We start from the raw sequence: 21227 nt of genomic DNA, 5'->3' as shown, positions 1-21227 counted from the left end.
AAACGAATACTCAAAAATAAGGCCGATTAATCTTTTTGCCCTAAGCTGAAGAACCAGTTGAGGAACAAAGCTGCAAAGGTTGCAGTACCAATACCGCCCAAGTTAATACTGCCAACTTGTAAGGCAAAATCACCCGTACCTAAAATGATGGTTACCGCAGCCACCATCAGGTTTTTGTTCTGTGAGAAATCGACTTTGTTTTCAATCCAGATTTTTGCACCCGCGATGGTAATCAAGCCAAAGACCACAATCGACGCACCGGTTAAAATTGCAGTCGGAATGGTATGGATAATCGCACCAAACTTTGGGGACAGACCCAAGAAAATGGCAAATACGCCTGCGATGGCAAAAATGATGGTCGAATAAACTCGTGTGACTGCCATGACCCCGATGTTTTCACCATAGGTGGTCATGCCAGGAGCACCTACACCACCTGCTAAAGTCGTTGCAATACCATCAGCAACAAATGCTTTACCAATCTGTGGATCAAGATTTTCACCTGTCATCGCACTTACAGCTTTAATGTGACCTAAGTTTTCCGCCACCAATATCAAAGCAATCGGTGCAATGATCATCATGGCATTGGCATTAAATTCAGGTGCATGGAAAGTCGGCAAACCAAACCAAGCGGCTTGTTGAATCGGGGCAAAATTAATCGCTGTGCCATAGCCCATGACATTGGTCACCATGAAGTAGACTAAATAAGACATTAACAGACCAATTAATAACAATAGGCGTTGCAATAAGCCACGAGTAAAGACTGCAATTGAGCCCATACATAACACGGTAACCAGTGCCATCCACATATTAAAGGTATTGCCAGCAACGCCTTTGACTGTAACAGGGGCAAGGTTTAGACCGATGATCATGACTACAGCACCTGTCACTACAGGTGGCATCAGTTTTTCAATCCACTTGGTACCTGTTGCCATAACCATAAAGCCAAACAATGTATAAAGTAGACCACAAGCGATGATCCCGCCACCCGCCATGGCTAAATTTGGATTGAGTGCGCCTGTGCCCGATGCAGTATAGCCCGTTGCAGCGATCACCACGCCAATAAAGGCAAAACTTGAACCCAAATAACTTGGAACACGACCACCCGTCATAATAAAGAACAAGATGGTACAAATCCCTGACATTAAGATGGCAAGATTAGGATCGAAACCCATTAAGAATGGTGCAAGAACTGTTGCACCAAACATAGCAAAGGCATGCTGAACACCTAAAATTGCACTTTGTGAAGCTGGAAGATATTCACTTGTACCAACAGGGCGTGCATCTATGTTGCCTTCGTACGGGCGCCATTTGGGGAACCAATTGGACATTTTTTGAGCACTCTAAAGATAAATTGTGCACATCATACTCTTGTTTTTTAGAAGATTTAATCAGTGATACAAAAAATTGTTCAAACTAATCTTATGACTTTTCAGAACTTTTTACCGCATGGTAAAAGTTTTAATTTTTAAAAATAACGATAAATCAAGGCTTAATTGGTAATTTTTGCCAATTATTTATTCATAAATAATTATGATTAGATTGATAAATTTTTTTAACAGGTTTGACCATGCGGTCAATAAAAAAGCACACCATAGTGATGTGCTGTAAATTAAACAGGCTTAAAATTTTAACCAGTATTTCGTAATCCAGCCGCAATGCCTGCAATACTGACCATCAGAGCATGGTCTACAGGTGTATTGGTTTCTTGGCTACTTTCTAAGTAACGGCGACGACGTTTCATTAACTCTGCCTGAAGCAAATGTAGCGGCAATAAATACGGCTTACGTACACGCATGGACTGGTCTAAAACTTCGTTACTGCTCAGTAGTTTTGATTCACCTTTAAGTGCTAACAGGGTTTGCACTGCATATTTTAAACGTTGACGCAGATGTTCCCCAAGCACTTTCAAATCTTCATCGTTGGTCAGGTGTGATTCATAATACAGCGCCACATGACCATCCGATTTTGAGAGCACCATTTCCAACATATCAATCAGGGTCTGGAAATAAGGCCATGTCGCCAGCATTTCATCCAAGGTCGCTTTATGCCCTTGATCAATCACTTGGTTAATTGCAGCGCCTGTACCGAGCCAAGCTGGTAGCATCAAACGAATCTGTGTCCACGCAAACACCCACGGAATGGCACGTAAAGACTCAATGCCACCACTGACTTTACGTTTTGCCGGACGTGAGCCAAGCGGCAACATTTGTAGCTCTAGCTCTGGGGTGACTGTGCGTAAATACTTGACGAAGTGCGGGTTTTCTCGCACGGTTTGGCGATACACCTGCACCGACAAATCAGTCATGCTGTGCATCAACTCGCGCCACTCAGGTTTAGGAACAGGTGGTGGAAGTAAAGTGGCTTCTAAAGTAGCAGCGGTATAAATCTCTAAGTTTTGTAGCGCAATACCTTCTAGGCCAAACTTGAAGCGAATCATTTCGCCTTGTTCAGTGACTCGGATGGCACCTGAAATTGAGCCGGGTGGCTGTGAAAACAGGGCTTGTTGTGTTGGTGCACCGCCACGACTGATGGAACCGCCACGACCGTGAAAGAGGGTCAGTTGTACGCCATGCTTTTTTGCAACCGCGGTTAATTCTTCTTGCGCACGGTACTGTGCCCAATTGGCCGACATAAAGCCTGCATCTTTTGCCGAGTCCGAATAGCCAATCATCACTTCATGCTTGCCCTGAATATGCTGTTTATACCAATGCATATTGAATAGGGTATTCATCGTGCTTGCGGCACCATCTAAGTCTTTTAATGTTTCAAACAAAGGCACCACACGCAGCGGATGTTGGATCCCGGCTTCTTTTTGCAAAAGTAGTACCGCCAGTACATCACTTGGGTACTCCGCCATCGAAATAATGTAGGCACCTAAACTTTCTTGAGGCTGCGCTGCCAAAGTGCGCATGGTGGCAAACACTTCTTGTACTTCGGGTTGTTCAATTAAGCTTTGTGCAGGCTCATTTAAATGTTTCGGCAACAGCGGACGTTTGCTTTGTAGTTCCTGCAATAAAAAGTTTTGGCGCGCTTGTTCAGTCCACGTTTCAAAATTACCCAGACCTAGATATTCAGTAATCGCGGAAATCGCTTGGCGATGCCGTCCTGACTCTTGGCGAATGTCCAATTTCAGTAGTTCAATCCCGAAACAGTTCACCCGATGGATAAAATCGAGCAGTTTCCCATTGGCAATTTCAGGTAGATTGCTGGCAATTAAAGAGCGATAACACAGTAGTAAAGGCTGTAGCAGTTCATCTTTAGCTTTAATGACACGGCTGTCATCGGCATCGGCACCGCGCAGTTTTTCTGCTAACCAATGGCGCGTAGCTTTTAGCCGTTCGCGAGTATCGCGTAAATATTCACGGTAGGGTTCAGGATGGTCTTGACCCAAGGCTTGACGCAGTTCATCGCTACAGCTTTGAATCGAGAGTTCCCAACGTAAATCTTCAATGTCACGTAAGTACAGATCAGCCGCTTTCCAACGGGATAGCCACAGGACTTCTTGAGTAATATTGTGGGTTACATTTGGGTTACCGTCACGGTCACCGCCCATCCATGAAGCGAAACGAACAGGTGCAACATGGAGGGGCAGACGTTGCCCACAGTGCTCAATCACCATGTCGTCCAGTTCACGCATGAACTTCGGTACTGCATTCCATAAGGTTTGCTCAATGGTGGTGAAGCCCCATTTTGCCTCATCCACAGGGGTTGGGCGATGTTGACGGATTTCATCGGTCTGCCATGCCGAACAGATCAATTGTTTTAAGTCTTCAAGAACTGTTTGGCGCTCACGTGGGGTGAGTTTCTGCTGATCCATTTTAAAGAGAGCGTTATTGATACCATCATATTTTTGGATCAGGGTTCGGCGACTGACTTCTGTTGGATGAGCAGTCAGCACCAATTCAATATTCAAATCACAGATTTGCTGAAATAGCGTATCAGTGGGAATGTCATTATTCTTGAATTTTTCAAAGAGGTGGTCGAGCGGATTGGGAGACGGGGTGTTTACATCAAATTCGCTTTGACGACGGCTACGTACAACGTGATATTGTTCAGCAATGTTGGCAAAATTCAAAAAGTGAGTAAAAGCACGAGTCAGTGGGAGAATTTCATCATCTTCAAGACTTAAAAAAAGTTGTTCGAGCTGTTTTTCAGCTTCAACTTGTCCGTCGCGAGCACCTTTGGATAAGGCACGAATTTGCTCGACCTGATTAAACAAATCTTGTCCAGCATGCTCCTTGAGGGTTTCACCCAACAAGTTGCCGAGTAATCGGACATCTTCACGTAGTGGAGCATCAATTTGTTGAATCATGATTATTATTCCCTCGTTGTTCTTAATTTGACTATACCCCGATTCGGTGACAATCCAAGTAGGGGCAGACAAAAGTAGGGGATTAATTGCTGAATTTAGAAACAAATGAAAGACTTATATTGCTGCTCTCTATTGAGTCAATCACATGAATAAGTAACAAATCACTGAATTTGTTATTAAAAAATTCAAAGTCACTCTATTTGCTTTTCGTGTTTTTGTATCGGGTATCTGAATAAAAAAATGCTGATCGCTTCTTGAATGATTTGTTCACATTGTTCTGCACTAGGAACCTCGTTCATCCCCAATAGCATTTCTTGATGACGATAACCAAAGAGCAAAGACATTAATAAGGTGATGGCATCATTGACTTGTTCAAACTGAAGTACGCCTAGTGTTTGGGCCTGATGAAAAAATTGCTCCCAAATAGTCTGCATTTTAAGATGGGATGCTTTATAGAAGTTATGTAAAAGAGGATTTTGCTCTGCCGCTAGTTGTAATAACAAATGTTCCAGTTTAATTGCTTCGGGCAGGTTAATAATATACATCGACAGCGTACAGATTTGTTTGAGCATAGGTTGGAAGTCTTCTGCACATTGCAATTGAAATGAACGACCCAGCATCAGCTTTTCACAGGTTTCTTCAATCGCACAACTAAACAGGTTGGCTTTATCCTGAAAATGATTATATACCGTCAGTTTAGTGACATGGGCTTCTTTGGCAATCTGATCCATACTGGAGCCATGATAACCATGTTGTAAAAACAACTGACGTGCAACATTCAAAATCCGTTGCCGTTTTTCTAAATCCTTTGGACGTCCTGCTGAAGCTTGCACAAGTGATCCTAAAAAAAAGTTCAAAAAGTCATTTACATCTTAGTGTATCTTTAATTAGTGTACTATGCAGTATATTAATTAAAAAACAACCATGTTGCATCTGGATATTGTGCCTGATGAGCAGGTGATTTTGGAAGAAGAGCAGACTTCAATGAGCAGAATTCAGACCCTTGTGGCAAGTATGATGGTGGTATGTAGTATCACCTTGTGGGGATGCAGCAAAGACACGGCTGAATCAGAACCCATCCCTCTAGTTATGGTGAGCCAACCGAATACCACACATTTAGAACAAAAAAGTTATGCGGGTGAAGTACAAGCCCGCCAACAAACAGCATTGTCGTTTCGTGTTGGGGGGCAAGTTACAGAGCGATTGGTCGATGTGGGGGATCAAGTCAAAGTTGGACAAGTCTTAGCACGCTTAGATGTGCAAGATGCTCAGTTACAGTTAAATTCTGCCAAAGCCCAACTCGAGAGTGCACAAGCGGCTGAGAAAAATGCACAGGATGAACTTAACCGTTTTAAGCAATTATTACCCAGTAATGCGGTCAGTCGTTCACAGTACGACAGCGTTGAAAATCAATATAAAGCAGCACTGTCGAGCTTAAAACAAGCCCAAGCCAATTTTAATGTTACACAAAACCAAACCAGCTATAACCAACTGATTGCCAATAAAAATGGCGTGATTACCGAGCGAAATATTGAAATTGGGCAAGTGATTTCAGCAGGACAGCCCGCTTTTCAACTGGCGATTTCTGGTGATCGCGAAGTCGTGATCGGTGTCCCTGAACAAGCTATTCCTAAAATTACAGTGGGACAGGATGCCGTCGTTACGCTATGGTCTCAGCCCGATCAGCGTTTTGCAGCCTATGTACGTGAAATTTCCCCTGCCGCCGATCAGTCCCGAACCTTTAGTGTCAAAGTGGCGCTGCGTGAAGGGCAAAATGCGATTCAGTTGGGGCAAAGTGCACGTGTATTCTTTAGCTCCACCGAGAGTAATGTGCTGAGTGTGCCGTTAGCCAGTGTTTCAGCGAGTGGGAAAAATGCCTATGTCTGGGTGGTAAACAGCGATAACAGTATTCGTAAGGTGCCTGTGGTTGTTGGCGAGTATGGTCGCGATACGGTCACTATTCGCTCAGGGTTACAGCCAAAAGACTATGTGGTGGTGGGCGGAGTCCATTTACTACGTGAAAAACAGAAAATTAAACCGATTAGCCGTGATAACAAAGCGGTCCAGATTGCGGCAGGGAGTTAAGCATGAACTACAACCTGTCCGAATGGGCACTTAAAAATAAAGGTTTGATCCTCTATTTTATGTTGTTACTCGGGATCATTGGGGTGGTGTCTTATTCCAAACTTGCTCAAAGTGAAGACCCGCCTTTTACCTTTAAAGTCATGGTAGTGCAGACATACTGGCCTGGTGCAACTGCGCGTGAGGTATCGGAACAAGTCACAGATCGTATTGAAAAAGAACTGATGACCACGGGTAAATACGAACGTATTATGGCGTATTCACGACCTGGCGAGTCCATGGTCACTTTTGTAGCACGTGATGCCATGCGCTCGAGTGAAATACCTGATGTTTGGTATGATGTTCGTAAAAAAGTCAATGATATTAAGCATGAACTCCCAGATGGTGTTCAGGGTCCTTTCTTTAACGATGAGTTTGGTGATACTTTCGGTAATATCTATGTATTGACTGGTAAAGACTTTGACTACGCGGTGATGAAAGAATACGCCGATCGTTTGCAGTTACAACTACAACGTGTCAAAGATGTGGCTAAGGTGAACCTTGTTGGTTTACAAGACCAAAAAATTTGGATTGAAATTTCCAACACCAAAGCTGCGCAGTTAGGTATTCCCGTCACAGCTATTCAACAAGCGTTGCAACAGCAAAATACCATGGCCAGTGCAGGTTTCTTTGAAACGAAGTCTGACCGCATTCAACTGAGAGTCACAGGGCAGATTAAAAGCGTTGCAGAACTGCAACGTATGCCACTCTTGGTCAATGGAAAAACCATCCAGCTTAGTGACGTTGCTGATGTCTATCGAGGCTTTAGTGAGCCAGCTCAACCCCGTATGCGTTTTATGGGCGAAAATGGTATCGGAATTGCGGTCTCGATGCGCAAAGGTGGCGACATCTTGGCTTTGGGTAAAAACCTAGAGACTGAGTTTTCTAATCTGCAAAAAACCTTACCCCTTGGTATGGAGTTGAAAAAAGTTTCAGATCAGCCCGTTGCGGTGAAGCGCAGTGTCAACGAATTTATGAAAGTGCTTGCAGAAGCGGTCATTATTGTCCTGCTAGTGAGTTTCTTTTCACTGGGTTTCCGTACTGGGCTGGTGGTGGCATTCTCCATTCCACTGGTCTTGGCGATGACCTTTGCAGGCATGAATATTTTTGATGTCGGCTTGCATAAAATTTCGTTGGGGGCTTTGATTTTAGCACTGGGACTGTTGGTTGATGATGCCATTATTGCAGTCGAAATGATGGCCATTAAAATGGAGCAGGGCTATAGTCGGCTACAAGCCGCGGGGCATGCGTGGCGAACCACGGCCTTCCCAATGCTGACGGGAACATTGATTACCGCTGCGGGCTTTTTGCCAATTGCAACAGCAGCCTCAAGTACAGGTGAATACACGCGTTCTATTTTCCAAGTGGTGACCATTGCTTTAATTGTGTCGTGGTTTGCGGCTGTATTGTTTGTACCTTATTTGGGCGACAAATTATTGCCTGATTTCAATAAGGATCTCATCCAAAAAGCACCGTGGTATAGCCGGTTGTGGGCACGATTGCGCAAGCAGCCTGAGCCACAGTCAACGGTGCATCATCCTGGTGAGCAGCATGATCCCTATCAAACCAAGTTCTATCAAGGTTTTCGTCGTTGGGTCAATCTGTGTGTGACTTATCGAAAAACGGTCATTGCGACAACGGTTGGGATCTTTGTGCTCTCGGTGCTCATGTTTAAATTGGTACCACAACAATTCTTCCCGCCTTCGAATCGCGCAGAAATTTTGGTCGATTTAAAACTCGAGGAAGGTGCATCTTTAACCGCAACTGAAAATGCAGTGAAAAAGGTCGAACAGTTCCTATCGAAGCAAAAGGGGATTGATAACTATGTGGCTTATGTGGGCACAGGTTCACCGCGCTTTTATTTACCGCTCGATCAGCAACTGCCACAGGCAAGTTTTGCACAGTTTGTGGTTTTGGCCTCTTCATTGGATGATCGAAATGAAATTCGCAAGTCTTTAGACACACAAATCCGTCAGTTACTGCCAGATGTTCGTACTCGCGTTTCTCTGCTTGAAAATGGGCCACCTGTTGGTTATCCAATCCAGTATCGAGTATCAGGTGAAGATTTGACACAGGTTCGTGCATGGGCGGACAAAGTAGCTGCGCTCATTGGCACAAACCCGAACACAACGAATGTACACCTTGACTGGGGTGAGCCAAGTAAGGTGATTAGCTTAGAGATTGATCAAGACCGTGCCCGCCAAATGGGGGTGTCTAGTTTAGATTTAGCCAATTTCTTGAACAGTTCTATTTCGGGTGCCACGATTAACCAATACCGTGAAAAGCGAGAACTGATTGAGATTCGCTTACGCGGAGACCAAGCGGAACGGGCTGAAGTAGAGTCCCTTTCCAGTCTGGCTATTCCAACCTCAAGTGGTGGCACAGTGCCACTCGCGCAAATTGCGAAAATTAATTATGGTTTTGAAGATGGATTGATCTGGCACCGTAACCGCTTACCGACCATTACGGTGCGTGCAGATATTCGAACCAAATTACAGCCTGCCACTGTAGTGGATGAAATGGCTGAACAGATGGATCAGCTGCGTGCAGAATTGCCAAATGGTTATTTGGTTGAAGTGGGTGGTACCGTGGAAGAGTCTGCACGTGGTGGTAAATCGGTTGCAGCGGGCATGCCTTTGTTCTTAGCCGTGGTCATGACCTTGCTGATGATTCAACTGCGCAGTATGTCGCGTGCGACAATTGTACTGCTTACCGCACCTTTAGGCTTAATTGGTGTGGTGCTATTCTTGCTGCTGTTCAATAAACCCTTTGGTTTTGTTGCAATGTTAGGCACTATTGCCCTGTCGGGGATGATTATGCGTAACTCGTTGATCTTGATTGATCAGATTGAGCAAGACATTCAAGCAGGGCATGAAACATGGGATGCGATCATTGATGCAACCGTGCGACGCTGTCGTCCGATTGTGCTGACGGCATTGGCGGCTGTCCTTGCCATGATTCCACTGTCCAGAAGTATTTTCTTTGGTCCCATGGCTGTTGCGATTATGGGTGGATTGATTGTAGCGACGCTATTAACCCTGTTCTTTTTACCTGCCTTGTATGCGCAGTGGTTTAAAGTAAAAAAAATTAGCCATAAGCTGTAAATTTATGCCAATATCAGGTGCGAAACATTGAAAATTTCAATATAGTAGCACCTGAAATTTATGGCATTTTTATAAAGCAGTTTTTGCTACACATTACAAAACGAACGATGTAGCAAATGGGGTTAAACGCATGATGCAAGACAATATTACCAAGTATCGCCGCTCTATAGCGATTTCTTATGTCTTCATGTTTTTAGCTTTGTTTACTGTGATTAGTGGCGCATTTTCATATTGGTATGCACGGAAAGTCACGCAGATTGATCACGCTGAGGTCTGGTTACAAGCCCAAGCCCTTTGGGTGATGCGTAATATTGTGATTTATAGCATCTTGGCTTTGTTTGCAGCATTGTGGTTTATTCCGCTCATGTTTTTCACTTGGGACAGCGCATTGTGGGTCACCGCATGTACTGTTGCAGGTGTCGTTTTTAGCTGTATTGCATTTCTTTTTCTTTTAAATGCATGGTTTAAAGGCTTCTCTAAATTTTTGAAAAATAAGGCTGTTTTCTAAACATACTGATTTTTTTTCAAACATCCCCTTGTAAAACTTGGTTTGACCCCCAATTTCAGACCACAGCCCAGTATTAAATAAATTCCGTGAGGAGCATCGCCAGACATGGCTAAACGTGATTATTATGAGGTTTTAGGTGTTGCTAAAACCGCTAGTGATGATGAAATTAAAAAAGCCTACCGTAAGTTGGCGATGAAATATCATCCAGATCGTAACCCTGATAATGCCGAAGCTGAAGAGAAGTTCAAAGAAGCTGCTGAAGCTTATGAAATTTTGTCGGATAGCGAAAAGCGCAGCATGTATGACCGTATGGGGCATCAAGCCTTTGAAGGTGGTATGGGCGGCGGCGGTGGCTTCGGTGGTGGTTTCAGCGCAGAAGACATTTTCAGTCAATTCGGTGACATTTTCGGTGGCGCATTTGGTGGTGGCAGTGGTCGTGGTCAACAGCGTGCGCGCCGTGGTTCTGACTTACGTTATGTAATGGAACTGACCTTGGAAGAAGCAGTAAAAGGAGTGAAGAAAACCATTACTTTTACTGCACCAGCACCGTGTGAAACGTGTGATGGCAAAGGTTCTAAAAACCCGAATGATGTTGAAACCTGTAAAACCTGTCATGGTGCAGGTCAGGTTCGCATGCAACAAGGTTTCTTCTCTGTACAGCAGACTTGTAGCACTTGTCGTGGTCAGGGCAAGATCATTAAAAACCCATGTAATACTTGTCATGGTTCAGGTGTTAAAGACCGTCAACAAACCCTTGAAGTGACGATTCCTGCGGGTGTCGACAATGGCGACCGCGTTCGTTTAACGGGTAAAGGTGAAGCGATTCGTGACGGTCAGTCAGGTGACTTGTACGTAGAAGTGGTCGTGCGTGAACACGAAATCTTCCAACGAGATGGTGCAGACCTGTATATGGATGTGCCTGTAAGCATTGCCGATGCTGCTTTGGGTAAAGAAATTGAAATCCCGACACTCGAAGGTCGCGTGAGTTTGAAAATTCCTGAAGGTACACAAACGGGTAAAATGTTCCGTTTACGTGGTAAAGGGGTTAAACCTGTACGTACCAGTATGCAAGGTGACTTACTCTGCCGTATCGTGATCGAAACGCCAGTCAACTTAACAGCACGTCAACGAGAGTTGTTAAAAGAGTTGCAAGAAACTCTGGATGGAGATGATCACAAATCATCACCGAAGAAAAAGTCTTTCTTTGACCGTCTGTTTGACTAATAAAACGTCATATCGGTTAAATAAGATTGAAAAGAGCGGGAAAATTTTCCCGCTTTTTTTATGTTACTGCACTTCTGTTGGAAGTTCAGGTTGATCAATCTGATCTACAGAGACGGTCTCTTCAACAGGTGCAACAGATGGTGCTTGTTGTTCAGTATTGACCTTTGGGTGTGTACTGGTGCTAATTTTGACTTGTGACAAACTTTCCAAAGTGTCGCCTGCTTGAACAGCAGGTTCAGCCTGAACATTTGCCAGACAGCCCCCAAACGCGATCGCTAGAAAAAGTACCTTTGCTTTCATTCTATTTTCCTCATTTTAAAGTTGTTTTTTAACGCGAACCTAGTCTGCGTAATATTGATTGCAAATTTGTGAAAATGACGAGAAATGATGTTTGAAAATAAAGCGATTTTTTCGATGAAAATGGCTAACAAAACTTAGTCTGGGCAATGAGTTTTGCTATAGTAAGAACAATTTTGAAGCTACATTAGGAATATATTATGTCAGCAGCTCCACGCATTGGTGTCTTGGGTGCAGGCGGTCGTATGGGTCGCATCCTTATTCAAGCGGTAAACGAAGCAGGCTATCAATTGGCTGCAGCCGTTGAACGTCCTGAAAGTTCATTGATTGGTGCAGATGCAGGTGAGCTTGCAGGAATTGGTAGCCTTGGGGTGAAGGTGGTGGGTAGCCTAGAAGCGGTAGTGAAAGAGTGTGATGTGGTGATTGATTTCACTGCACCAGTAGCGACGGTTCAGCATTTAAAAATTTGTCGTGAAGCGGGTGTAGCCATTGTGATTGGTACTACTGGCATGAATGACGAACAAAAAGCCTATTTGGATGACTCTGCGACTCAAACACCTGTGGTGTATGCAGCCAATTATTCTGTGGGTGTCAACGTTTCGATTAAACTGTTGGAATTGGCTTCTAAAGTCTTTGGTGACACCGTGGATATTGAAGTGATTGAAGCACATCACCGTCATAAAGTCGATGCGCCATCAGGCACAGCGCTGATGATGGGTGAAGCGATTGCTGGAGCTTTAGGGCGTGACTTGAAAACGGATGCAGTATACTGCCGTGAAGGTCATACAGGGCCTCGTGAGCGTCAAAGCATTGGCTTCCAAACTATTCGTGGTGGCGATATTGTCGGTGAACATACCGCGATGTTTATTGCCGATGGCGAGCGTGTTGAAATTACCCATAAAGCGACCAACCGAATGAACTTTGCTTCAGGTGCAGTACGTGCTGCGGCTTGGGTCATCGGGCGTGAAGCAGGTAAATATGATATGAAAGATGTGTTAGGTTTTAACGATATCCAAGTATAAAACCAGTTTCATTCGTAATAAAAACAAGATAAAAACGAAAATAAGACGAAGAATAGAATGAAAAAAGTCATGTATATGGCTTGTGTTGTTGCCTTAATGAGCACAGCACAAGCCAAGCCTATGGATCAAGCCAAACTGAGTATTCATAAAAATAATATTAAAGTTTGGACTTATCAAAATGCACAAAACCCCGTTTTTTTATATAAGGCTGAAACCACGTTTGATGTGCCGATTGAAAAAGCCGTTTCACTGATTTTGGATGTAGACCACGCAGTGAAATGGGTACCTTATATGGGCAGTGTCAAAGTTTTGTCCCGCGATGATAAAAAAGGTGAATTCCAGTTGTATATGGTGCTCGACTTTCCTTTTCCTTTAAAAGATCGCGACTTGGTGGTGCAAGGCAAAATGATCAAGGACAGTCAGGGGGTGATAAGTATTAAAAACAAAGCCATTGATAAAAATATTCTGAAAAATCCAGACTATGTACGCTTAAACTACTATGAAGGCGATTGGACTTTCCAAAAACTCGGACCAAACAAAGTGAGAGTTTCCACTTCGGGTTATGCCAATCCTGAAGGCTCGATTCCACTGAGTATAGTGAACATGTTCGTCCAACAGCAGCCTTATCAAATGCTACAGAAAATGAAAAAGCAATTGCAGGAACAACGTGATCTGCCTGTGCAGTTACCTGTGGCTTTACGTTAGAACTGCTGAAAGCCTGCACTGCGGTACAGGCAATTGATTTTGATGGTGGTTTTATTCAGGCTGTTGGTAAGCAGTCAGTTGCTGTAAAGTCGACGCCTGAGGTAAATCTAGGTGCATTAAACTCAGCATGACATGCCCTTCACCAGCAAGTGAGATTGTGAAATGTTTGGCACTGCTTTGATCACATTGAAATTCTAAATGTTTCTTGTTGGGTAAATTTATCTGCATTTGTCGTTCATCGTTCAACCGATATTCATAGGTTCGCCGTGTTGCTGTTTCCGTCAAGCTCGGCTGTAAATTTAAAAATTGGTAGTCATTTAAGTTCTGTGTTTTGAGAAACCCTTCAATGAGCGCTTTACAAATAAAGTGCTGTTGCTGTACTTGCTGTGAAACCTTTTGCGGTTGGCATGCAGATAAATTCAATACACAAAATAAAGAGATCATTATTTTTTTCATAAAGGCACCTATTGACGTTCGTTGACGGATGACAGGAGCATAATTCTGTGCGCATAATGGATACAGATACATAAAATTTAAAAAAATAGGTACAGATGCATGGCTTTTCAGTATCAGAGCTTGGCGACGCAGTTACTTGAGAAAATTCAAAATGCGGAATTACCCGCAGGACAGAAATTGCTGTCTTTGCGACAGTTTGCAACTTTACAAAAGGTCAGTCTAAATACTGCCAAAAGTTGTTATGAACTGCTCGAATCGCAGGGCTATATTCATGTAAAAAATAAATCAGGCTATTTTGTCAGCTATCAGAAAAAATCCAGTCCCTCTATTCCTGTGCCACAGCATCCAGACTTTCAGTCCCAAGAGCGTGAGATCTCAAATTTAGAACTGCAACTTGAAATTCAACAGTCTTCTATTAACAGTCGTCTCATTCATTTGGGTGCTATTCAGCTTTCGCCTAAACATGTGCCTGTAGAGGCACTCCGCCGTTCAATCCAACGTGCACTAAAGCATAGCCAACCTGAAGACTTTTTATATAGTGATAAGCAAGGTCATATTCGCCTAAGACAAGCTTTGTCGGAGCATTGGGCTGAAGATGGTTTTTACATTTCGCAGGATGATATTTACATCAGCAATGGCTGTATGCCTGCATTGTCGGTAATCATTCAAAACTTAAGCCAAGAAGGGGACAGCGTGATTGTCCCAACACCGAATTTTAATGGTCAGCTGCAAATGTTGGCTGGCTTAAAGCGAAAAATCATTGAAATTCCAGCCGATACTCAAGGTTTTGATTTGGAACGTTTAGAGCAAGTCATGCAAAGTTCAGGCGCAAAAGCATGCTTACTTACGGCCAATTATCAAAATCCCTTGGGGTTTTGCCTAAGCAATGCAGAAAAAGAAAAAATTGCACAACTGGCGGCACGTTATCAATGCTATGTAATTGAAGATGATATTTATGGTGAGTGTAGCTTCAGCTCGAGTCGTCCGTTGCCGATTAAATATTGGGATCAGCAGGGTTATGTGATTTTCTGTGGTTCGGTTTCCAAGTCACTTTCAACTGCGTATCGGGTAGGTTGGTTCTGTATTCCGCAGCGCTTAGCGCATTTGAAGGCTACTTTGCTGATGCAAAATATCACCGTGAATACACCTTTGCAGTTGGCACTGGCTGACCTGATTTATAGCCGTGCCTATCGCGAACATTTACAGCAGCTTAAACCGATTTTGAAACAGCAAGTTGAACAATATCGACACATGATCATGCATGCCTTTGACGGGGTAGAGTTACGGATCAATCAGCCCTTGGGAGGATATGCGCTATGGCTACAACTTCCCGAAAGTATTGATGGTTTAGACATGTACTATTTTGCGCAACAACATGGTATCAATATTGTGCCCGGAGAGGTTTTTGGAGAAGGGCAGCGTTATAAAAACTGTATCCGTCTCAATGCTGGACATGAACTTTCGGTAGATATTCGGGAGGCCGTTAGCTTGTTGGCCGATTGGGTCAAAGCGGAAATTAATCGTTCGGTAGGGGTTAAACAAGCGGTCTAAAAAGCGCCTCTTTTGAGGCGCTCATCGTTTAAAAGTCGGCTTTGAGGACAATACGATAACGTGCTTGTCCTGAATGTAAACGTTCCAGCGCTTCATTTAACTGCGACATGGGATACAGTTCAATTTGTGGCGCAATATTTTTACGTGCAGCGAACTTGAGGAGTTGGCGTAATGCCGCAGGAGATCCTGTCGGTGAACCTGTGATAGATTTGGCTCCACCAATTAGACTACCCGCAGAAATTTGCATCGGTTCTAAGGGCAGTCCCAACATATGTACCGTACCATTCGGAGCAAGTGTGGCTAAATATGCTTGCCAATTGAGCGTGACATTCACCGTACTGAGCAACAGATCGAATTTGCCTCTTTGTGCTTTAAGTGCATCCACATCTCGGCTATTTACGACATGGTCTGCCCCCATAGCCTTGAGCTCTTCAGCTTTGTCTAAATTGGACGTAAATGCCGTAATTTCACAGCCCCATCCTTTCAGAAGCTTAATCGCCATATGGCCAAGCCCACCAATGCCAATCACACCAACATGGTGAATAGCTTGAATTTGGTGCTTTAAAATTGGATCAAAAACAGTAATCCCGCCACACAGCAAAGGCCCTGCTGACTCAGGGTCCAGATCTTCAGGTAAGGGAATAATCCACTGCCAACCTGCCCGAACTTTGTTGGCAAAACCACCTGCATGCCCTACGATGGTTGCTGTTGAACCGCCTGTACAGAGCACCTGCTGCCCCGACACGCATGGGTCACAGTGTTGACAACTTTCAGCGGTCCAACCGATACCTACGCGTTGCCCCAGTTTTAAGCCTTTGGCCTCTGAGCCTAAGCGAATGATAGTACCAATAATTTCATGGCCTGCAACCACAGGGTAGACCGATGAATTCCAGTCATTATTGATGACCGAAACATCAGAATGACACAGTCCACAATATTCCACCTGCACTTCAACTTGATGTGCTTGCAGTTCGCCTGCATCGAATTGATAGGGTTGTAAGGCCTCGCCTGCTTGCATCGCCGCATAGGCACGAATGGTGTTGTCAGTCATATTCGGTGTCCTTATTTATCGTTTGAGATGGTTTTATTTAAAATGACAGCCATTTTCATGATCATTGACCATGCCGACCGCTTGCATAAAGGCATAACAGGTGGTCGGGCCAACAAACTTGAAGCCCTGTTTTTTCAGTGCTTTTGACATGCTTTGGCTTTGAGGTGTTTGTGCAGGTGCTGTGCGGTAGTCAGGAACATCATTGTGGATGGCATGTTGCTCGACAAAGTTCCAGAGCCATTCCACAGGGTTGATGCCTTGTTGTTTCAGTGCAACCCATGCAATCGCATTGTCACGAATCGCAGTGAGTTTTCCGATATGCCGGATTAGCCCTGCGTCTTGGACTTTAGTGGCTAAGTCTGCTTCGCTAAAACTTGCAATTTGCTCGATGGAATGCTGGAAAAAATGGCGATGATAGTGTTCACGTTTTTTCAGGACGGTAATCCATGACAGCCCCGCTTGTTGACCTTCGAGGCAGAGCATCGCAAAGAGCTGCTTTTCATCATGTAGTGGTTTACCCCACTCATGATCATGGTAGTCGATGTAGAGCGGGTCTGAGGAGCACCATCCGCAGCGTTGAGTGGTCATCTGGAAATGCTCCTTTTTTATTTATAGGGTAAACGTTGCCCATTGATCGAGTTGATTATCCCAATAAAATAATTGGGCGTGTTTGAGCTCGGAGAAGTTAATCCAAACATCTTTTCCGGTCTTTTCTGCAAATCCAGTGCTGATTAAGAGTGCATCTTCAGTAATTTCCATGATCCAGCCTTGGTGGCTTTGTCCTGCCAAGATAATTTTTTGTTGATTGCCTGATTCAGCAAATTCGACCAGACGGTTGATCAACGCTTCTGACATGAAAAATTCCTAAAGTTAACGTAAATAAGGATAGGGATTTACTGCACCACGACCTTTGCCTTGTAAATACAGTCCATAATGTAAATGTGGGGCGGTGTATCGTGCATTGCCTGTGTTGCCAACATAGCCAATCACATCGCCTTTTTTAACATAGTCTCCGACCTTTAAACCACGTTTATGATCATCAAGGTGAGCATAATAATGCCATGTGCCAGCGGGTCCCATAATCCAAACCACTTTACCACCCAAATTGTTATTACGTAAGTCCGCGACTAGGCCTTCTGTGGCGGAAAAAACTTTGGTTCCCTTTGGTGCCAAAATGTCGATGCCTTCATGCGTTCGCCCACTGCTGCGTGAGGCACCCCAAGTGTCTTTGAGCGCATGACGTTTGATGCCCTGAACTGGTACCGGGAATTGTTGGGCTAAACGCATATTTTTAAGCTGCTGAACTTGAGCTGCGGGTAATTGGCTACCGCTGGGCACAGGGGGGGTGGTACGACAAGCAGCAAGTAAAAGGAGAAGAATACTTAGACTGCTAATGGCAGAAATGCGAGGCAAACAATAACGCACGAACAATCCTTTCTTATCTCTGTGATCTCATTTTAAAGTGAGCTAATTTTAAGTTTTATCATCAATCAAATTGATGACATCACTATGTCACAGTTGAATTGCTGAGATCAATTTTTTCATGGCGGTTGGGATGCCCATTTCTGTGACATTTTGTACATCGAACCACATGCCTGCCAGTTCAATACTTAAATGTTCGAGTTGATCGGCATCGACCTCAAAACAAAGTGCTTCCAGTTGCCAAGTGAAGTGAGTAAAACTATGTGAAATTTCGGCGCGTTGTGTAGCTCCTTTAAGCCCTAAACTTTGGCACAGTTGCGTGAGTGCATCACAGTTTTCAAAAATAGGTAAACACCATAAACCGCCCCACAGTCCACTATTGGGGCGTTGTTGCCACAGCCATTGATTGTGATGACGCAGCACCAATACTTGAGCCGACTTTATTGGGACAGCTTTTTTGGGTTTTTTAAAGGGTAATTCCGTTTCTAGCCCTTGTGCATGGGCCTTACAGTGTTGCTGCATGGGACAGTAGAGGCACAACGGTTTTTTCGGTGTACAGACGGTTGCCCCCAAATCCATGATGGCTTGGGTGTAGTCATGGTTACGTTCATTTGGGCAAAGTTCGTCAGCCAGTTGCCACATGCTACGCTCATGCGCGGGTTTACTCAGGTCGTCATCAATAGCAAAGAAACGTGCGAGAACGCGCTTTACATTACCATCCATAATGACGCCGTACTGACGTAAACCCAAAGACATCAGTGCCCCTGCGGTAGAGGGTCCAATACCGGGCAGCTCAATCCATCCTTCCAAGGTTTGAGGAAAAGCACCATGGCGTGCCACAATACTAGCCGCTTTATGCAGATTACGCGCGCGTGCGTAGTAGCCGAGACCTGCCCAGTAAGGTGCGACCTCATCCCATGATGCTGTCCCTAAAGTTTCAACCGTTGGGAAGCGTTCGATAAAACGCTCGAAATATTGCAGTACGGTTTTGACTTGGGTCTGTTGTAGCATAATTTCAGACACCCAAACTTTGTAGGGGTCATCGGCCACTTGCCATGGTAGGTCATGTCGACCATGAACATCGAACCAAGTCAGTAACGCATCTGAAAAAGAGAAAGGAGACATCTGAAGCACAAACAAAAAATTCGACTTAGTATAACGGAATGTCTTTTATACGCATGTATTTTGCCCATAAAAAATGGCGCCGAAGCGCCATTGATCGAATGAGCATTTAGTCGTGTGTCATGCCCCAGCGTGCATCGAGTTTGAGCTCTTGGTCTTTATAGCGTGGAATAATATGAATATGTAGGTGTTCAGACACATTTCCAAATATTTCACCATCATTAAACCCAATATGGAAACCTGAAGGTTGATGGCGCAATTGGAGTTCATTACGTGCCAGTTCTAACAAAGACATTAAGCTCTTACGCTCTTTGTCAGTGATATCAAAGAATGAACTGATATGGCGTAGAGGGATAATGACGCAATGACCTTTAGAGAGCGCATTGGGTTCGGGTAAAATCACCCCAAACTCGTTTTTATCAAGCACATCAAATTCATCAAAATTACAATATTGGCATTGGGTCTCAGTCATTGTTATCTCCTCTAAAATCTAATTATCTATCCTACTGGATATGAGCAAGTGATATTTGCTTGCTCGTCTCTAGTTAAGCACTGAGATTGCGTTCTAGCAAGTCATACATTGCTTCAAGACCCTGTCTTTCTGCTTCAGGGTTATAGCCCAAGTCTACACCATTGGCTTTGGCACGTTCATCGGCTAACGGATTACTAAAGCCATGCTTCGCATCTTCAAAAATAATGACTTCATGATTTACTTTCGCTGCATGCATTTCTTCACGGAAGCTTGCAACATCATCCAAGGTGACCATGCTGTCTAACTCACCATGTAAAACTAAAATTTCACCTTGAATTTGACCTTCGACCGCAGGGGCTTTCGGTGCCAAAGTTGCATGGAAGGTTGCGACAGCTTTGAGTGGAGCACCAGAACGTGCCAAGTCTAAAACCACTTTACCGCCATAACAAAAACCAATGGCCGCCAGTTGATCGGCATTCACTTCAGGCTGGGCTGCAAGCGTATCTAAACCTGCTTGAGCACGGTTGACGATGGTGTCTGCATCGGCAAAAGTTTGCATCATCCATTCATAGGCTTGCTTGGCATCAGTGGTGACTTTTTTGTCGCCGTACATATCAATCGCCAGAGCAGCATAACCATGTTCAGCTAGTTCGCGAGCACGTTGTTCAGTATATTCATTTCGACCCCACCATTCGGGTGCAACAATGATTCCTGCATGGGGTGTTTGGCCATTGGGTGCTGCAAAATAACCGACTAAGCGTTGTCCATCTGCTGTGTTATATTGAATTTCCCGAGTTTGAATACTGATCGTCATGCTCAAATCCTGTTAGATAATATGTTCTGATTAAAGCATAAAAACTTTTACAAGGATTTGAAAAACAGCCTGATTTATAGAAGAAATGTGAGAAATTATTTTTTAAATGCCATAACGAAAAAAAGAAGGAAATCATTCCTTCTTTTTTGTCAGTGAAGCATTTAAGCTCCCTATACTTTGCCACGGGACAAGAAGCCGACAATAGCAAGTATGACTGCAATCACTAATAAAATAATTGCAAAGTCTTTCGATAAACCTGCGACACCACCAAAGCCAAGTAAACTTGCAATCAGTGCAATCACTGCAAAAATAATCGCCCAACGAAACATAGCTCTTCTCCATGGATGTTTTTATTGATTACTTATTGAGTATAAAAAGATCCTTCAAACTCACTGTGTTGCTTTTGTTTAAAAAATGTTCTGTTTTTATTTTAAGTTTATGAATATGATGTAAATCTTGAAAATGATTTGACGCTAAAAACTAAGCTGATGATCGGTTATAATAGGTCATTGAGTTTATTGGCAGCCCCCATGGCACACGAATTACGCCCAGAGTTTTGGAAGCATTATACCCTTGCTGAGTTACATCCAGCAGAGTGGGAGGCGCTGTGTGATGGTTGTGGTCTGTGTTGTTTGGTGAAACTTGAAGATGAGGAAAGTCAGGAAGTCGCCTATACCAAAGTGTCTTGTAAGCTGTTGGATTGCCAAACGGCCAGTTGTCGTGATTACCCCAACCGCAAGCAGCATGTACCCGATTGTATCCAGCTCACCCCCGAACTTTTAGACACGATTCATTGGTTACCACCGAGCTGTGCCTATCGTCGTTTACATGAAGGTAAAAATTTACCCAGATGGCACTATCTGAACACGGGTTCACGTGAGAGCATTCTAAAAGCCAAAAAGTCTGCGGCGGGACGCTGTATTTCTGAAGATGAGATCAATCAAGAAGAGATCGAAGACTATATTGTGCGTTGGGTTCGCTAGCGGAGAAAAGCGGCGTGAAATTGCATGAAAAGCTTGTGTCATTTACCTGAATTTGCCATAACA

At 44.0% G+C, this 21227-nt stretch carries 21 protein-coding genes; 8 read left to right on the top strand and 13 right to left on the bottom strand.

Translation table 11 applies throughout. The features are described 5' to 3' along the window. Positions 1–26: 26 nt before the first annotated feature. The 3 genes from DPG01_RS07955 to DPG01_RS07945 form a co-directional block, all read right to left on the bottom strand. Positions 27–1328: a solute carrier family 23 protein gene (locus tag DPG01_RS07955; protein WP_110974716.1), complete on the bottom strand. Its 1302-nt coding sequence runs from the start codon at positions 1326–1328 to the stop codon at positions 27–29. A 299-nt stretch (positions 1329–1627) separates the two neighbouring features. Further along, the gene (gene ppc, locus DPG01_RS07950) at positions 1628–4312 is read right to left on the bottom strand and encodes a phosphoenolpyruvate carboxylase (protein ID WP_110974715.1); all 2685 of its coding nucleotides are present in this window, start codon (positions 4310–4312) and stop codon (positions 1628–1630) included. Between the two features lie 191 nt (positions 4313–4503). Further along, complete coding sequence (locus DPG01_RS07945) at positions 4504–5145, bottom strand: TetR/AcrR family transcriptional regulator (protein ID WP_086210362.1); 642 nt, start codon at positions 5143–5145, stop codon at positions 4504–4506. A 151-nt stretch (positions 5146–5296) separates the two neighbouring features. Between DPG01_RS07945 and DPG01_RS07940 the strand changes: the two genes are divergently transcribed. From DPG01_RS07940 to dnaJ, 4 genes are all read left to right on the top strand, one after another. Beyond that, a complete protein-coding gene (locus tag DPG01_RS07940) occupies positions 5297–6397 on the top strand; it encodes an efflux RND transporter periplasmic adaptor subunit (protein WP_086210386.1) in 1101 nt (366 codons plus the stop codon). A 2-nt stretch (positions 6398–6399) separates the two neighbouring features. After that, positions 6400–9537, top strand: coding sequence for an efflux RND transporter permease subunit (locus DPG01_RS07935; RefSeq protein WP_086210361.1), 3138 nt, complete (start codon positions 6400–6402; stop codon positions 9535–9537). A gap of 130 nt (positions 9538–9667) precedes the next feature. Further along, positions 9668–10045 carry a hypothetical protein gene (locus tag DPG01_RS07930; RefSeq protein ID WP_086210360.1) on the top strand — a complete coding sequence of 126 codons (378 nt, stop codon included), beginning with the start codon at positions 9668–9670 and terminating at the stop codon, positions 10043–10045. A gap of 105 nt (positions 10046–10150) precedes the next feature. Beyond that, positions 10151–11269 (top strand): molecular chaperone DnaJ, encoded by a 1119-nt coding sequence (gene dnaJ / locus DPG01_RS07925; RefSeq protein WP_110974714.1) that lies wholly within the window; start codon positions 10151–10153, stop codon positions 11267–11269. Between the two features lie 63 nt (positions 11270–11332). Here dnaJ and DPG01_RS07920 read toward each other — a convergent pair whose 3' ends face one another. Continuing rightward, positions 11333–11569 carry a hypothetical protein gene (locus tag DPG01_RS07920; RefSeq protein WP_110974713.1) on the bottom strand — a complete coding sequence of 79 codons (237 nt, stop codon included), beginning with the start codon at positions 11567–11569 and terminating at the stop codon, positions 11333–11335. Between the two features lie 197 nt (positions 11570–11766). On the opposite strand from DPG01_RS07920, the gene dapB reads away from it, so the two are divergent. Both dapB and DPG01_RS07910 read left to right on the top strand, forming a co-directional pair. Beyond that, complete coding sequence (dapB, locus tag DPG01_RS07915; protein WP_086210357.1) at positions 11767–12588, top strand: 4-hydroxy-tetrahydrodipicolinate reductase; 822 nt, start codon at positions 11767–11769, stop codon at positions 12586–12588. 57 nt (positions 12589–12645) lie between these two features. Then, positions 12646–13293 carry an START domain-containing protein gene (locus DPG01_RS07910; RefSeq protein ID WP_110974712.1) on the top strand — a complete coding sequence of 216 codons (648 nt, stop codon included), beginning with the start codon at positions 12646–12648 and terminating at the stop codon, positions 13291–13293. Between the two features lie 51 nt (positions 13294–13344). Here the strand turns inward: DPG01_RS07910 and DPG01_RS07905 are convergent, their stop codons facing one another. Beyond that, positions 13345–13749: a hypothetical protein gene (locus DPG01_RS07905; protein ID WP_110974711.1), complete on the bottom strand. Its 405-nt coding sequence runs from the start codon at positions 13747–13749 to the stop codon at positions 13345–13347. 99 nt (positions 13750–13848) lie between these two features. Between DPG01_RS07905 and DPG01_RS07900 the strand changes: the two genes are divergently transcribed. After that, on the top strand, positions 13849–15300 hold the full coding sequence (locus DPG01_RS07900) for a PLP-dependent aminotransferase family protein (protein WP_110974710.1): 1452 nt from the start codon (positions 13849–13851) through the stop codon (positions 15298–15300). A gap of 28 nt (positions 15301–15328) precedes the next feature. On the opposite strand, the gene ahr is transcribed toward DPG01_RS07900, so the two are convergent. The 8 genes from ahr to DPG01_RS07860 all read right to left on the bottom strand — a co-directional run bounded on the left by ahr (position 15329) and on the right by DPG01_RS07860 (position 20510). After that, the gene (ahr, locus tag DPG01_RS07895; RefSeq protein ID WP_086210353.1) at positions 15329–16351 is read right to left on the bottom strand and encodes an NADPH-dependent aldehyde reductase Ahr; all 1023 of its coding nucleotides are present in this window, start codon (positions 16349–16351) and stop codon (positions 15329–15331) included. 33 nt (positions 16352–16384) lie between these two features. Continuing rightward, positions 16385–16939 (bottom strand): DNA-3-methyladenine glycosylase I, encoded by a 555-nt coding sequence (locus tag DPG01_RS07890; RefSeq protein WP_086210352.1) that lies wholly within the window; start codon positions 16937–16939, stop codon positions 16385–16387. A 21-nt stretch (positions 16940–16960) separates the two neighbouring features. Next, on the bottom strand, positions 16961–17206 hold the full coding sequence (locus DPG01_RS07885; RefSeq protein ID WP_110974709.1) for a hypothetical protein: 246 nt from the start codon (positions 17204–17206) through the stop codon (positions 16961–16963). A gap of 15 nt (positions 17207–17221) precedes the next feature. Continuing rightward, positions 17222–17764, bottom strand: a complete 543-nt coding sequence (locus tag DPG01_RS07880) for a M23 family metallopeptidase (RefSeq protein ID WP_171327374.1) — start codon at positions 17762–17764, stop codon at positions 17222–17224. 99 nt (positions 17765–17863) lie between these two features. Then, positions 17864–18898: an A/G-specific adenine glycosylase gene (gene mutY, locus DPG01_RS07875; protein WP_110974707.1), complete on the bottom strand. Its 1035-nt coding sequence runs from the start codon at positions 18896–18898 to the stop codon at positions 17864–17866. A 106-nt stretch (positions 18899–19004) separates the two neighbouring features. Then, a complete protein-coding gene (locus DPG01_RS07870) occupies positions 19005–19367 on the bottom strand; it encodes an HIT family protein (RefSeq protein WP_086210349.1) in 363 nt (120 codons plus the stop codon). Between the two features lie 73 nt (positions 19368–19440). Beyond that, a complete protein-coding gene (locus DPG01_RS07865; RefSeq protein WP_110974706.1) occupies positions 19441–20181 on the bottom strand; it encodes a dienelactone hydrolase family protein in 741 nt (246 codons plus the stop codon). 170 nt (positions 20182–20351) lie between these two features. Next, positions 20352–20510 (bottom strand): DUF1328 domain-containing protein, encoded by a 159-nt coding sequence (locus tag DPG01_RS07860; protein WP_004647174.1) that lies wholly within the window; start codon positions 20508–20510, stop codon positions 20352–20354. 201 nt (positions 20511–20711) lie between these two features. Here DPG01_RS07860 and DPG01_RS07855 point away from each other — a divergent pair, with 201 nt between their 5' ends. Then, the gene (locus DPG01_RS07855) at positions 20712–21164 is read left to right on the top strand and encodes a YcgN family cysteine cluster protein (protein WP_110974705.1); all 453 of its coding nucleotides are present in this window, start codon (positions 20712–20714) and stop codon (positions 21162–21164) included. Positions 21165–21227 lie beyond the last annotated feature (63 nt).

It is taken from the genome of Acinetobacter sp. WCHAc060042 (genome assembly GCF_003231195.1).
Taxonomy (GTDB): Bacteria; Pseudomonadota; Gammaproteobacteria; order Pseudomonadales; family Moraxellaceae; genus Acinetobacter.
This window is presented reverse-complemented; position numbering and strand designations above follow the sequence as displayed.